The sequence below is a fragment of the Pseudomonadota bacterium genome (assembly GCA_039028935.1).
Taxonomy (GTDB): Bacteria; Pseudomonadota; Gammaproteobacteria; order Steroidobacterales; family SZUA-146; genus SZUA-146.
Genome location: JBCCHD010000024.1, coordinates 41,248 through 55,908, shown reverse-complemented (window position 1 = coordinate 55,908; position 14,661 = coordinate 41,248). Strand labels below are relative to the sequence as shown.

Genomic DNA, 14,661 nt, shown 5'->3' with positions numbered 1-14,661 from the left:
GTTTTTAGCTATTTATTACGAAAACACTTAACGATAAACCGGCTTCTCGTGCGACAGATACCGAGCCGAGCGGTCCGTAGCGTTTATCGGTGGGTATAAAGGAGCGTAACGCTTGATCGCCAATCGACCCGAGCAAAACATCCTGGGCGAGGCACCCGAATTTCAACGGGCCCTCGAGCATGCCTCCCGAGCCGCACAGCTTGCCAAACCCGTGCTTATTCTCGGTGAACGCGGCACCGGTAAGGAGCTGTTTGCAAGCCGCGTTCACTTTCTCTCGCCGAGATGGGAACAACCACTGGTCAAAGTAAACTGCGCGGCCCTGACCGAGAGCATTCTCGAATCCGAACTTTTTGGCCACGAGGCCGGCGCTTTTACCGGGGCGTCAAAACGCCATATTGGTCGCTTTGAGCGCGCCGATGGCGGTACGCTATTTCTTGATGAGCTGGGCACGATCCCGCGTCGCATGCAGGAGAAGATCCTACGGGTTATCGAATACGGTGAATTCGAACGCGTGGGTGGCACCGAAACGGTGCGCGTTGATGTTCGCATCGTTGGTGCCACCAATGCCGATCTGCCTAAATTGGCCGCGAACGATGAATTTCGAAGCGATCTTTTGGATCGTCTCGCGTTCGACGTGATCTGGGTGCCACCGCTACGCGAACGCAAAGAAGACATCGGCACGCTCGCCACGTATTTCGCGGTCGGCATGACCAGTGAATTGGGCCGCGCCTTCTTCCCCGGCTTCACTCCCGAGGCTGAAGACGCTCTCATGACCTACCACTGGCCTGGCAACGTCCGCGAACTCAAAAACGCAGTAGAACGCTCAGTCTATCGCGCACCCGACGACGGCGAAGAAGTGGATGACATTATTTTGAATCCGTTTCAGCAGACGGCACCCGATCGCGTAGCGACACCCTCACCGCCCGAGGACCAGAGCGACCAGAGCGACCAGAGCGACAATAATAGGCCTTTCGATTCTCCCCCAAATTCAATCGACACATCGATCACCGACTTCCCACTCGATCTGAAAGCGCACATCGATACGATTGAGTCGAATCTGATCAAACAAGCGCTAGCCCAACATCGCTACCATCAAGGCCACACTGCTGCCGCGCTAGGCTTGAGCTACCATCAGCTTCGTGCGGCGCTGAAAAAATTTGCGATCAACGTAAAACAGCTCGAATCCTGACCAGCGCGTGTCGACGGGGACTGTTCCGATCGGCAGACACCATCCCGTCTTCGAGTACACTCTCTGACCTAGTCGATGCGGCTGTCTCGCCCGAGACTATCTTGGTATTCTCATGGCGTGCGACGACACTTTCGTGGTACTTCGAATAACAAAAAATGGGGACCTAACATGCGCGACGAATACTCACCACCCGCGGCACCGGTCGCGGACCAACTGGACTATGGCGATGTAAAGATCTTTAGCCCTCAAGGTCGCTTTGGGCGTATTCGCTACTTAGCCCACAGCTTCTGGGTATCCTCACTCATCTATGCGGTGGGCGTATTAATCGTCGTGAGCCTCGGATTGGCTGCCGATGAGGTAACGGAAGGCACGGCTTCGGCCATAATTATGATCCCGCTGATCGTGGTTACCTTTATATTCACGATTAAACGCTGCCACGATTTCAATGCCAGTGGCTGGTGGTCCGTGCTGGTGCTGATTCCTCTGGTGAATCTGCTCTTTGTGTTTATACCCGGCAACGCCGGTGCGAACCGATTTGGCAAAAAGCCACCCCCCAACACATTGCTCTTGTGGCTCGGCGGGCTGGCGCTTCCGCTCACGTTTATGGCGGGCGTGTTAGCGGCAATTGCCCTCCCTGCCTATCAGGATTACACCGCGCGAGCGCAGGTGGGTGAAAGCATGAACGTGTCGACACCGGTTCGACAAACCATGGCGGCGTTCGCTCAGGATAATGGATGGCCAACAGAGGCGGATCTTGAAGAACTGGGATTGAGTGAGCCCGTCGATTCGGTCTACGCGATATTGTATGCGCACGCCGATACCGGCGTGGTCGAGATTGTGATGAAAGGCGCACCGCCGAATGCTCAGAGCGTAGCGAACGGCACCATTTTACTCACACCCTACATTGAGGAACGGGTGTTGCGGTACCGCTGTGCTAGTGACGATATCGAACCGCGCTTTTTGCCTAAATCGTGCCAGTAAAACGATGACAGACCGGTCGTCCGTGTGACTCAATATACGGGCGTCAGGCGCCCTTTGCTGTCGCGATCATATGGCGCCCACCCCAAGGCCACGAAGTGCACCAGAATTTCGGTGGACTTGGGTTTGATTGAAATCTCGTTCAGCTCCACGCCGTTGGTCGAAAACGTGCCCTCTAGGTCCGCGACTGCCTGCTCGACCTCTTCACTCAGCGCTTTGAATTTCTGAGTCAGCACGTCGAGCGTTTCTTCTGCGCGATCAACGTCAGCCGCTTCTTTTTTGGAAGAACCTAGTCGGCCCATTGCCGTTCGCACACGCGATGCCGACGTGTAGCTAACCTTTTTGCGACCCAGCAACGTTCCAATCACTGCGGCACCGAAGCCCAGAACCGAATCGAGTTTCTTCTTTTTCGCCTGCTCTTTTTCGACGTCCAATTTCTGCTGCGCTTTACGCACGCGTTCCTCCGCGCTGGCAAGCTTTGAGGCGTATTTTGCTCGAAGCTTACCCACAGCGAGGTCTCGTTGCTCATTCGCAATTATCTGCAGGCGAACACGAAAGTCGCCCTCCGATTCACCAAATGTTGAGACTGCTTTTAAAGGCTTGTATTGATAGAGCGTGATCGCGTTGTCGTTGCGCAACCAGCGTTTGTACAGCTTCGACCACGACGCATAACTACGCACTTTCGCCATCGGCCCATCCACCTCCGCATAGTCTGCGTAGTCCTCAGCTTCAGTCAACAAATCATCAAAACCACACTCAAGTGCGCTGGCTTCTTCCCACTCTAGAGGCACGGGCGCGTCGTCAACATGCCCCATCATCAGAAACGATTTGTCGGCATCAATATGATACCGGGCACTCGAGTACACAACCTCGGCCGCGCCCACAACAGTGGGCTGATACACCAGCGTGCCGCGGTGGGGCTTGGTCTGCGGCACATAGTATTGTGTGATTTTTGGGTCGAGCGCTGGCGGCATCGATTCGGTCACCGCTTGTTGCTTCATGGCCGTCTGCGCGTGTGCCTTTTCGGAGGCCTCGGCCTTCGCCGTGGCCTGCGCCACCGTCGCCGTTGACGGCGGATTAAGCGCGTTGAGGCGCTTAATCTGATCTCGCGTCATGGGCCCAGCGAGGTACGACATGACCCAACGCGTACCGAATACCACGTCCTCGTCCTCATGCACGTTGTGAAGCAAGAATTTACGCTTACCCAGCCCTGCGAGCACCTGCTCCATTTTTCCTCGATCGAAATCACCCTTACTTGCGGCACCCTCCAGGCCCTCCATTACCCGCATTTTGTCGCGCTCCGTCTGCAGGCGACCAATAAACCAAGTGCCGGTATTTGATAGTCCCTTGTAATCCAAATCAACCGGGTTCTGTGTAGAGAGCACCAACCCCAGACCGAACGCGCGGGCCTGTTTCAGTAATGTTAGAAAGAGTTTCTTGCTCGGCGGATTCGCGGTGGGTGGCATATAGCCGAAAATCTCATCCATGTAGAGAATGGCGCGCAGGCTACCCGTACCCGGCTGTGTGCGCATCCAACTCAATATATCGCTAAGAAGCATCGTCACAAAGAACATGCGCTGTTCATCGGATAGATGGGCGATCGACACAATCGATACTTTTGGTTTGCCCTCTGGCGTGTGTAGCAGTCGCGCGGTATCGAGCGGCTCGCCGCTCATCCACGACGTGAATCCAGGCGCAGCAAGCAAATTATTGAGCTTCATCGCCAACGCAAAACGATCTTTAGGATCAAAGAACGCGTCGAGCTCCATCACGCCCACTTTGTCCATGGGCGGCTGTTGGATTGCGCCGATCAGCGCACTGATGTCGAGGTTTTTACCAAGTCGCCAGTAATGATCAAGAACATTTGAAATAAGAATATGCTCACGTGACGTAATGGGATCAGACTCGATACCCAAAAGCGCAAGAATGCCCGTCGCCGTGGCCTGAATCTTGTCGGTGTAGACATCGGTGTCTTCAATAACAGCAGCCGGTGGTGCATTAAAGTTCTCGAGCACCGAGAGAGGCCGCCCCGCCGTGCTACCTGGTGTGTAAATCGCAAAATCGGTGGACTCGCGCAACCGTTTGATGCGTTTACCGTCCTGCCCCCAACTCTTAAGCCCTTTTTTCCAAAGCGCCGCCTGACTCGCCCCAAACGCTTCGACAGTCTCGCCGGCTCCCGAAGCGGCTTGCGGATCCACCCACGGCGTAAACGCTTTGGCCGACAACGCAGGAAAGGTGAGCAATACATTGCCCATATCCCCTTTTGGATCGATGGCGATCACGGGCACGTTATCCATGGCGGCTTCTTCGATAATACCCACCCCGAGTCCCGTTTTGCCGCTGCCTGTCATGCCGATGATGACGGCGTGCGTCGTGAGATCCTTGGCGTCATACAGCACCAAATCATCGGCAAGTTCGCCCGCGTCGTTGACGCGTTTGCCAAGATAAAACGAGCCGAGCTTTTCAAAGTCCTGCATGTGTCCACTCCCCCTGAAGCTGGCTAACGAAATGCCGATGACGCCAGCGCACGAAATTGTAGCATTGACCGAGAGCATTCCCGAGTACACGCCAGAAAACTTCGCGGTTTGTTACATTGCTCACTGCTAAAGCCCACGGCATTCCCGATCCAAGAAGTAAGGTGGCCTACCCACAAAAAAGCCCGGGACCAAGCCCGGGCTTATCCGCCTGCGATCGGAGCGCTTACCAGCCGCAAAGGCGGCCGGCGTTCTGTTCTTTTAGATACTCCATGAGCGGTTGGAAGTACTCGATTATCGCCGAGGCATCCATCTCACGACTACCGGTCAATTGCTCGAGGGCTTCCTGCCAGGGTCGGCTTTGCCCGAGCGCCAGCATATTCATGAACTTCTGCCCGGCCTCTTTGTTGTTGTAGATCGAACATTCATGCAGTGGCCCGTCAAAACCGGCTTCATGACACAGTGCTTTGTGGAACTGATACTGCAAAATAAAGGATAAGAAATAACGCGTGTAAGGAGTATTACCCGGCACATGATACTTTGCCCCCGGATCAAAGTCGGCCTCAGTGCGCGCCACGGGCGGACGTATACCTTGGTACGTCTTGCGTTGGTTCCACCAGGCAGAGTTATAGTCCTCCGGCGACGTTTTGCCTGAAAACACGTCCCATCGCCATTGATCAACCAGTTTTCCGAAGGGTAAAAATGCGATCTTATCGAGCGCATTGAGCATCATCTGATTGATTACCACTCGTTCATTGGGCTTAACGCCGCTTACTAGTCCGATACTTTCAAGATAGTCGGGCGTCATTGACAACACGATCGTATCGCCGATTGCTTCGTGAAAGCCATCATGCGCTCCGCCTTTAAATAGTGGCGGCAAGTCCCGGTAGAGCAGGTAATAATAAATATGTCCGAGCTCGTGATAAACGGTATAGAGCTCTTCGGCAGTCGGCACAATGCACATCTTAATTCGCACATCGTCTTTGCCGTCAATCGGCCACGCGCTCGCGTGGCACACCACTTCACGATCAGCCGGTTTGGTGAGCATCGAACGCTCATAGAACGAATCGGGCAGACTCGGCATACCCAACGAAGTGAAAAACTCTTCTGCCTGACGTGTCATGCGTACGGCGTCCCAGCCTTGTTCGACCAGCGACTGGGTTACATCGAGACTCGCTTCACCGGGATACGGTTCCACCAATGGATACACATTGGCCCATGACTGAGACCACATGTTGCCAAGCAGATGAGCCGGTATCGGTTCGTCTAGTGCGACTTTGTCCTCACCGTATTCTTCAGCCAGTGCGGCGCGAACATGACAGTGTAGCTGCTCATAAAGCGGACGCACTTGAAGCCACAAATCTTCAGCCACTTTCTCAAAGTCGTCGGCATCCATGTCGTAACCGGACTTCCACAGCGCGCCGAGATTATCAAACCCCAATTCGTTCGCACCGTCCTTGGTGAGCTCCACAAATCGCTCATACAGCGGTCGCATATCGCGGGAAATCGTCCGCCAGCCTAGCCAGGCTTCTTCGAGTTCGTCGTAGTCGCGACTCGTCGCGAGCGTCTTGGAAAGATCGCCCAGCGTTAGGCAACTGCCATCGTCTTTGCAGTACTTTCCCTTGCCGTACATCGAATCCATGTCGACCGCGATTTGGGCAAGCTCGGCGCGATCATCGGCATTGTTGGGAGCGGGCATCGTGTTTTGGATGCGAATGAAATTCATGGCACGACCCAGTTCCCCGGTGAGCTCGAGATGATCGAACTGTTTACTCTCCTCCACGATGCGACTGCCAAAGGCCAGCCCCTCTTCGCCTGCTGCAGCGGCCAGTGCGATCGTGTCTTGCGTAATATGCGTCTGACGCAGCCACTCGGTGCGCGCGATTTTGAGACCAAGCTCCGCAGTTTGGGCGTTCACGCCATCGATAAATCGCTGAGCATCTGCCGTGCTCGCGGGCGCTGTGGCTGTTTCTGTCGGCTGAATCGACTTGGCGTCATCGTCGACGGCTTTGGCGCAAGCGACCAGCGCCAGAGCAGCCGAGGCTATGAGTATTGATCGCATGAGATTCTCCGTATTGGACTGGGCGAGGCTGGCGACGACGCCAAAGGAATAGACGTCGATGAAGTCCCGGTTCTACGGCCGATACCGAACAGGACAATCCCAGGCAACAGCCGCCGTGGCAACAAAAGTGCCGCTAGAGTACAAAAAAAAACGAGGCGCTAAAAGCGAGCTTCCGCAAAACCCACGATGGCGCGCTCAAGGCGGATAACACCGGCCTTAGTACGGCAGACCACCGAATGGGAACGGCTGCAGGATGAAAGTGTCACAGAAATAAGGGCCACCGGCCTCGAAAACGAACCTCGCGCCGCGAGCTGTGCCATAATCGGCCGCTAATTGAGCGGGTGTCACACGGTCCGACATGGTGCCCTGCAATAAAAACACCTTTCACGGGGGACACAAATGAGCACAGCCGACACCTTCCAGCCACCGGCCAATGAGAAAACCATTCTGGGCCACCCGCGAGGGCTGGTGATTCTGTTTTTCACTGAAATGTGGGAGCGCTTTTCATACTACGGAATGCGCGGCCTTCTCATTATCTATCTCACTCAACACTTCCTGTTCTCTGATGAGAAGTCGACCATTCTCTATGGGGCGTATACCGCTTTGGTTTACGTAATGACGATCATTGGTGGTTCGTTGGCCGACAAATATCTTGGCTCGCGAAAGGCCGTCACCTACGGTGCCATCCTGCTGGTGTTGGGCCATTTCGGTATGGCCTTTGAGGGCAACGGGTCCAAAGAGCTCATCACCGTCAACGGTAGCGAATACCAAGTCACACTGGATGGCCGCGGTGGCGACGCCAACCAGATTTTAGTCGGCGATCAGGGCACTACGGCGATCAGTTTTAGTGACGATGGCAAGAACATGCTCTTGGCCGACCCCGGCGCCATCGGATTGCCCGCATCCATTCCGACCGACTCTTACACGTCACGTATTGTGACCGAAGAGCGGTACAAGCAGATTTTGTACCTGTCGCTTGCCTTGATTATTGCGGGCGTGGGTTTCTTAAAAGCCAACATCTCCACGATTGTGGGTGCACTCTATGGAGAGGGCGATCCACGGCGAGATTCGGGTTTCTCCATCTTTTATATGGGCATAAACCTGGGATCGTTTCTCTCGTCGATCACCTGCGGCATTCTTGGGATTACTTACGGCTGGAAGTACGGTTTCGGTCTCGCGGGCATCGGCATGTTCGCCGGACTCGTGGTCTTTTTAAAATATCAGCATTGGCTTGACGGCAAAGCCGAGCCACCGAATCCGGCCAAGCTCAAGGAGTCCTTCCTCGGGCCCATCAACTACGAGTGGATGTGCTATCTGGTCGGTGTCTTGATTGTAGCGGTGTCCATGTTCTTCGTCAGCCACCCTGACGGCTTCGGTAAAATCCTACTGCCGCTGGGTATTCTGATGTTTGTGTATTTGATCTTTTACGCGTTCAAATACTGTGAAGGGGTCGAGCGTGATCGGATGCTGGCGGCCACGTATTTTGTGCTGGCGCAAATTCCATTCTGGGCGCTTTTCGAGCAAGCCGGTTCGTCACTCAACCTGTTTACCGATCGTCTTGTTGATCGGACGATATTCGGCTGGTCGGTACCGGCACCTGTGTTTCAGTTTCTAAACGCGGGTTACATTGTCATATTCGCACCCATCCTGGCGTGGCTGTGGATTTATCTTGCAAAGCGCAACCTCAATCCCAGTTCGCCAGTGAAATTTGCATTTGGTGTCTTTTTCGCGGGCCTCGGATTCTTTGCGCTTGTCGCCGGCATGAAAGCCTCTGGGGTCGATGGTCTGACACCCGTCATGTTTATCTTCTTAATTTATTGGATCCATACAATGGGCGAACTCATGCTGTCGCCCGTCGGCCTGTCCGCGGTGACCAAGCTGGCGCCGGTCAGAGTTGTGGGTATGACGATGGGCGCCTGGTTCTTGTACAGCGGATTATCCAACTTTTTGGCCGGTGTCATCGCCCGCGCGACGGGCGCCGAAACGCTCGGTGGCAAGCTCACCAATGCGGCTGCCGCCAAAGCGGGGTATATCGACGTGTATACCAACGTCGCTTACGTAGCCAGCGGCATCGCGCTATTTATGCTTTTGATCTCACCGATCATTAAAAAATGGATGCATGGCGCCGACTAGTTCGCCTTATTTGTTGCCGGTATGCGTATCGGGCGGCCCATTAGCGTGCCGCCCGATACCCACATGGACTCCTCTGCGACCCATTGTCGCCGCATCAAATGACCACTCATCTCACCCTCCAACTTCTTTCTCGCACGGAGAGACAACACCATGGACAGTTTTTTTCCGACGGTGATCGCGCAACGCGTCGGTTTGCTTTTGTTGCTCATCGGGCTCACGGCTTGCGGCACCTCGCCGACCACCATCCCGACCGATCAATCGGATGAGGCATCCGGGCCGTCAGATATTTTCACCACACCCTACCGCCTTGAAACGTTAGACAACGGATTAACGGTGCTGTTGGTTCGAACCGACTACCCCGATATCGTCAATTTGCAGATTCCCGTGCAAACCGGTTCGCGCAACGAAGTGGAACCCGGCAAATCTGGATTTGCCCACTTTTTCGAACACATGATGTTCCGGGGGACGGACAATTACCCCGCTGAGGTCTACACCGAAATTCTCAAAAACGCGGGGGCAGACCAAAACGCCTACACCACCGACGACTACACGAACTATCACGTGACGTTTACGAAAGGGGACCTAGACAAAATCCTGGAGATCGAAGCCGACCGTTTTCAACACCTCAAATACTCGGAGGAAGTGTTCCGCACAGAAGCGCAGGCGGTTAAAGGCGAATACTTAAAAAACTCCTCCAATCCAGTGAGTAAATTATTCGAGGTGATTCGCGAATCCAGTTTCAAAACACACACCTACGGTCACACAACGATGGGTTACCTTCGGGACATCGAAGAAATGCCCAATCAGCTCGAGTATTCCAAAGTGTTTTTTGATCGATGGTATCGGCCGGAAAAAGCCGCCGTTATTTTGGTTGGCGACATCGAAATCGACAGCGCACTGGCCCTGGTTGAGAAGCACTTCGGCTCGTGGGAGCGAGGTAATTTTACCAACATCATCCCACAAGAACCGCCTCCATCCGGCCCTCTGTATGAACACATCGCCTGGGAAAACCCCACTCAACCTTGGCTTGTCATGGCATTCCGTGGACCTCGCTTCGACCCGACGCAAAAAGACATGCCCACCATGGATATTTTCAGCTCGGTGTATTTGTCTCAATCGTCCGAACTCTATCAAAAATTGGTGGTGCAAGAGCGCCTAGTTGACGCGCTGTTTCCCTCTTTTCCTGACCGCAAAGACCCCAACTTGCTCCTGATCGGTGCGCGCCTGACAGATATTGCTAACGCAGGCGCAGTGCGTGACGCCATTGCCGACACGTTGGCCAACGCTCGCGTTACGCCCGTTGCAAAGGACAAACTTGAACAGACCAAATCGCGATTGCGCTACCAATTTGCGGCAGGTCTGGATAACTCCGAAGCGATTGGTGATCTACTCGCGAGTTACATGCAATTTAATAACGACCCCGAAGTGATCAATCAGGTCTACCGTCAGTACGCCGCGGTCACGCCGGACGATCTCATCACACATGCCAACAACTATTTTGTTGATCAGGGCCTTATCGTCGCAACCCTCGCCAATGGGGAAACGATGGAGGGGTTTGACACGCGCACGTCAATCGATGCGCGTGTTTCTGACGGCGCCGTCGACCCGACCGAATCGACCAATACAAGCCGTGATCTGGCAAGACGAATTTCAAAGTGGGTCCCTGAACAAATGCCTCGCTCGGGCGGTGGCGTCTCCTACGTTTTGCTACCGTCCGACTCGTCACCGCTAATCGATGTGTCGTTCGTGTTTAACACCGGGGCGGCAGACGATCCGCCCGGCAAAAAAGGACTCGCCATGCTCACTGCAGCCATGATCACCGACGCGGGTTCCAAGGCGTTTTCTTACGAGGAAATCAACCGCGCTATGTTCCCGATTGCGGCGGGATTCAGTGCCCGGGTCGATAAGGACATGACCACGCTTTACGGCGGCGTGCATCGCGACAATCTCGACACATGGTACGCATTGGTGCGCAGTCAGCTACTCACACCGGCCTTCAATGAGGACGATTTCAATCGCATTAAGACACGAGCCATTAATGGCGTACGTACCGATCTTGTTGGTAATAACGATGAGGAACTGGGTAAGGAGATGCTCTATCAGCGCATCTTCGGCGAGGATCATCCTTACGGTAGTTATAACGGTGGCCACAGTGACGACCTTGAGGCCCTAACACTGGAAGACGTACGCGCCTTTTATAACCAGCATTTCACTGCCACCGGGTTACGAGTGGGTGTGTCGGGCGGCTATGATGAGTCATTTTTAAGCACGCTTAAAACCGACGTGGCACGACTACCCGGCGGCGGACGTGCCGCAACGAGCGCGTTCGAGGATGTGCAGCTCTCTAACGGTCGTAACGGCGTCATAATCGAAAAAGACACACAAGCAGTCGCGGTATCGTTTGGCTTTCCAATCGACCTAGTTCGCGGTGACAAAGACTGGGTGGCGCTGTGGCTGGTGCGCTCGTGGCTCGGTGAGCACCGCAGCTTCAACAGCCACCTCTTTGGCCGCATCCGAGAAGAGCGCGGCATGAACTACGGCGACTACGCCTACATTGAGTACTTTCCGTTTGGCATGTTTCAATTTCATCCGGACACCAATCTAGCTCGACAACAGCAGATTTTTCAGGTGTGGATTCGCCCGCTACGCACGAATACGGACGCCCATTTTGCAACCAGAGTCGCAATGTATGAACTGCAGAAGCTCATCGATGATGGCCTCACATCAGCGCAATTTGAAGCATCGCGTAATTTTCTTGATAAGTTTGTAAGCCTGCTCGCCAAGTCACAATCCAGACAGTTGGGTTATGCGATCGACAGTGATTTTTATCGTATTGGCAACTTTACGGACTACGTGCGCAAAGAGTTAGCCGCACTGACCGTCGATGACGTCAACCGCGTTATTCGAGAAAATTTACAGACCGACAACATGGAGTTTGTGTTTATCGCCAAGGACGCTAAGGGCCTTAAAGAATCGTTACTGGACGATCGGCGATCACCGATCGAATATAACGCCCCAAAACCTGAACTGGCCGAAGAGGACGCGGTGATTGAAGTGCTGCCGCTGCGTTTTCAACAGATCGATATTGTGCCGGGTGACGACGTATTCAAATAGGGCTGTCCCACAAGCACCGCACGTTTGTTGGGGCGAGACTCACGTCGGTCTGTTGGCCCTCATTTCATTGAAGCGCCCGCGGCGTCGGGCGCTTCCGCTCGTCGACCGATGTGTCGCGACATAAACAGTCCCGCCTCATACAACGCGTACATCGGGATCGCGAGCATCACCTGGGAAATGATGTCGGGCGGCGTCAAAAACATACCCAGCGTAAACGCACCAATCAGAATGTAGGGTCTTTTTTTGGCAAGCGCCTGCGGCGTCGTAAGACCGATCCAGACGACGAGCACTGTGGCCACGGGTATTTCGAACGCCAGGCCGAACACCAAAAATAGCGCGAGCATGAAATTCAGATACTGACTGATATCGGTCATCATAACGGCTGTGCCAGGCGTCACGGCCACAACGAAATTGAATACGACCGGAAACAGCACAAAATACACAAAGAGAATACCTAGATAGAACAGAACAATACTGCTGATCAAGAGCGGGATGGCCGCCTTTTTTTCGTTTTTATACAGGCCCGGCGCAACAAAGCCCCACACCTGATAAAGAATATACGGCATGGCCAAAAACAGCGCCGTAAAAAACGACAGTTTGAATGGCGTCAAGAACGGCGAAATCACATTGGTCGCAATCATCGTCGCATTGGTCGGAAGTTTTTCGGCCAGCGGCGCCGACGCAAGCTCGAACAATCGCTTACCAAACGGCATAAGCATGGCAAACAGCACAACGACCACGATGACGCTGCGCATCAGCATCGCGCGTAGTTCCATCAAGTGGAACAACAGCGTCTGCGGCTCGTCTTCCAGGTCTTTTGGGGTGTTCACAATTCGTCCGACTTGACGTCTGTTTTTGCTGATTCCCGAGAACGAGATGATGCCGCACCTTGCGCCTCTACGCGTTGTGTCGCCATCGAGTCATGGGCGGGTATATCGGTGGAATCCGGTCGCATCGATGCGATGCCCTCTTCGTCCGTGTCCATGTCGGAGTCTTCCGTGGAAGGCATGGGCGCATGCGGCTCAATCGTGTCGTGTTCCGGCACTGATCCGGTCGTTACACCCTCATCATCGATCGATGACGAGGCGGCAATCGGCGCACCGAGCTTGGCGACGTCGTCGCGTGTTTGCTCAAGAATAGAGTGTCCTTCATCCAGCGTGCTCGCCGCTTCACGGAGTGGCTGTTCAACATCTTGTTTCAGCTGTTTGAGCTCTTTGAGATCGACCTCTTTTTCGAGCTCACGCTGAAACTCGGCAGCCATCTGCCGACCGCGTCGAACCCATCCGCCGAGCGTTTTAACGACCGCCGGAAGTCGTTCAGGACCGAGTATGAGCAGGCCCACCACCGCGAGCAAAAACAGCTCGGAAAAGCCGACATCGAAAAACATGGAGCGAAAAAAACGGACCTAACCGTTGGTCGACGTATCGGACGACTGCTTGATGGGATCGGTCGAGGATTCTTTCTGCGCAATTTGGGCGGCTTCAGGCGGATCGTCCTCTTTCATGGCTTTTCGGAAGCCCTTGATTGCTCCACCCACGTCAGAACCCATGCCCTTGAGTTTGCGCGTGCCAAACACGAGCACCACGATAAGCAATATAAGCAGCAAGCTGGCGGGGCTGATTCCGCTGAACATAGTCTTTCTCCGATACCGAGAGCGGCGTCAGGGTATTCCGACGCACGATTACATTATATCAAGTTGCGTACCGCCTGAGTGAGGGGGCACTGAAACTGTGCGGTACGTCACGGTGCGACCTGCAGCCAAAAGGTCACGGGTCCATCATTCGATAGGTCGACCTTCATATCCGCGCCAAATTGGCCTGTATCCACCTTCAGTCCAGTGTGTCGAGCCTCCTCAACCAAATGAGCGAACAGCCGCTCCCCGTCTTCAGGGCGGGCGGCGGAAGAGAAACTCGGCCGCATGCCTTTGTGAGTGCTGGCCGCCAGAGTGAATTGCGGCACCAAGAGCAGTTCACCGCCAATATCGGCGACGCTTCGGTTCATTTTGCCGTCATCATCGGCAAAAATCCGATACCCACATAACCGCCTGAGTAATCGCGTCGCTTCGTCCTGACTGTCGCCCTTCTCAACGCCGATCAGTGCCAGAAGGCCCGCGTCAATCTGCCCGACTGTCGCGCCATTCACCGTCACAGACGCCTGCGTCACGCGTTGAATTAATGCAATCATAGAATAAGGACCGTTTGTTTCACTCGCCTGAAAGCACCGTTCGCTCTCCACCCCGATTCTCCCTGTTTTCTCATTATTTTCAATGATTTCAGCAGGATTAGTCTGAGGACTGATCACGTGCCTATCCGAAGAAACCGACCGTTATTAAGCCCTCTATGGGCGAATATTGAACACACCAACTAGTTTGTAGGAAAAATCCTACACGCATTGTCGGAAAGCGCTGGATTCATCTTTTGCGGGTTTTCCGCATACTGTATCGGCAGTTGCCCGAAAGGGTGCTGCACGAGACGGGAAAAAGGATTTCATAGCCGCAGGACGCGACACGGAAGATACCGTTTCATTTGGTTACTCAATCGCCTATTGCCAGGACGGCTTTGAACCCCAGCCACCGTGCTGGGGTTTTTTATTCCACGAATAATCGCTTTTCTGGTTAAAGAAATCGATATTTCCCACTTCCGTAGAGTCTGCGTCAAATATTCAGCTTATTGCTTCTTTTCCTTTGTAAAAGAAAATGACCTTTGCCTAGA

10 protein-coding genes are annotated in these 14,661 nt (G+C 54.1%); 4 read left to right on the top strand and 6 right to left on the bottom strand.

Going from position 1 to position 14,661, the window contains the following annotated elements; genetic code table 11:
- The first annotated feature begins 115 nt into the window (after nt 1-115).
- Both pspF and AAF465_11920 read left to right on the top strand, forming a co-directional pair.
- On the top strand, nt 116-1,189 hold the full coding sequence (gene pspF / locus AAF465_11925) for a phage shock protein operon transcriptional activator (protein MEM7083432.1): 1,074 nt from the start codon (nt 116-118) through the stop codon (nt 1,187-1,189).
- Nucleotides 1,190-1,357: 168 nt separating this feature from the next.
- The gene (locus AAF465_11920; protein MEM7083431.1) at nt 1,358-2,170 is read left to right on the top strand and encodes a DUF805 domain-containing protein; all 813 of its coding nucleotides are present in this window, start codon (nt 1,358-1,360) and stop codon (nt 2,168-2,170) included.
- Nucleotides 2,171-2,199: 29 nt separating this feature from the next.
- On the opposite strand, the gene AAF465_11915 is transcribed toward AAF465_11920, so the two are convergent.
- Nucleotides 2,200-4,644, bottom strand: a complete 2,445-nt coding sequence (locus tag AAF465_11915; GenBank protein ID MEM7083430.1) for a DUF87 domain-containing protein — start codon at nt 4,642-4,644, stop codon at nt 2,200-2,202.
- A 223-nt stretch (nt 4,645-4,867) separates the two neighbouring features.
- A complete protein-coding gene (locus AAF465_11910) occupies nt 4,868-6,703 on the bottom strand; it encodes a M2 family metallopeptidase (protein ID MEM7083429.1) in 1,836 nt (611 codons plus the stop codon).
- Nucleotides 6,704-7,102: 399 nt separating this feature from the next.
- Between AAF465_11910 and AAF465_11905 the strand changes: the two genes are divergently transcribed.
- Together AAF465_11905 and AAF465_11900 are read left to right on the top strand one after the other, a co-directional pair.
- Entirely contained in the window at nt 7,103-8,836 is a 1,734-nt protein-coding gene (locus AAF465_11905; protein MEM7083428.1) for an oligopeptide:H+ symporter, read from the top strand.
- A 150-nt stretch (nt 8,837-8,986) separates the two neighbouring features.
- Nucleotides 8,987-11,950 (top strand): pitrilysin family protein, encoded by a 2,964-nt coding sequence (locus AAF465_11900; protein ID MEM7083427.1) that lies wholly within the window; start codon nt 8,987-8,989, stop codon nt 11,948-11,950.
- Between the two features lie 59 nt (nt 11,951-12,009).
- Here AAF465_11900 and tatC read toward each other — a convergent pair whose 3' ends face one another.
- The 4 genes from tatC to dtd form a co-directional block, all read right to left on the bottom strand.
- On the bottom strand, nt 12,010-12,780 hold the full coding sequence (gene tatC, locus AAF465_11895) for a twin-arginine translocase subunit TatC (GenBank protein ID MEM7083426.1): 771 nt from the start codon (nt 12,778-12,780) through the stop codon (nt 12,010-12,012).
- A complete protein-coding gene (gene tatB / locus AAF465_11890; GenBank protein ID MEM7083425.1) occupies nt 12,777-13,337 on the bottom strand; it encodes a Sec-independent protein translocase protein TatB in 561 nt (186 codons plus the stop codon). The genes tatC and tatB overlap by 4 nt, the downstream gene beginning before the upstream one ends.
- Before the next feature lie 18 nt (nt 13,338-13,355).
- Nucleotides 13,356-13,583 (bottom strand): twin-arginine translocase TatA/TatE family subunit, encoded by a 228-nt coding sequence (tatA, locus tag AAF465_11885; protein MEM7083424.1) that lies wholly within the window; start codon nt 13,581-13,583, stop codon nt 13,356-13,358.
- Nucleotides 13,584-13,690: 107 nt separating this feature from the next.
- Nucleotides 13,691-14,134 (bottom strand): D-aminoacyl-tRNA deacylase, encoded by a 444-nt coding sequence (gene dtd / locus AAF465_11880; protein ID MEM7083423.1) that lies wholly within the window; start codon nt 14,132-14,134, stop codon nt 13,691-13,693.
- Between the last annotated feature and the right edge of the window lie 527 nt (nt 14,135-14,661).

What these genes read in the sequence shown, in the direction of transcription:
- AAF465_11920 (MEM7083431.1), top strand. Translation starts at nt 1,358, where the DNA reads ATGCGCGACGAATACTCACCACCCGCGGCACCGGTCGCGGACCAACTG.
- AAF465_11915 (MEM7083430.1), bottom strand. Translation starts at nt 4,644, where the DNA reads ATGCAGGACTTTGAAAAGCTCGGCTCGTTTTATCTTGGCAAACGCGTC.
- AAF465_11910 (MEM7083429.1), bottom strand. Translation starts at nt 6,703, where the DNA reads ATGCGATCAATACTCATAGCCTCGGCTGCTCTGGCGCTGGTCGCTTGC.
- AAF465_11905 (MEM7083428.1), top strand. Translation starts at nt 7,103, where the DNA reads ATGAGCACAGCCGACACCTTCCAGCCACCGGCCAATGAGAAAACCATT.
- AAF465_11900 (MEM7083427.1), top strand. Translation starts at nt 8,987, where the DNA reads ATGGACAGTTTTTTTCCGACGGTGATCGCGCAACGCGTCGGTTTGCTT.
- tatB (MEM7083425.1), bottom strand. Translation starts at nt 13,337, where the DNA reads ATGTTTTTCGATGTCGGCTTTTCCGAGCTGTTTTTGCTCGCGGTGGTG.
- tatA (MEM7083424.1), bottom strand. Translation starts at nt 13,583, where the DNA reads ATGTTCAGCGGAATCAGCCCCGCCAGCTTGCTGCTTATATTGCTTATC.
- dtd (MEM7083423.1), bottom strand. Translation starts at nt 14,134, where the DNA reads ATGATTGCATTAATTCAACGCGTGACGCAGGCGTCTGTGACGGTGAAT.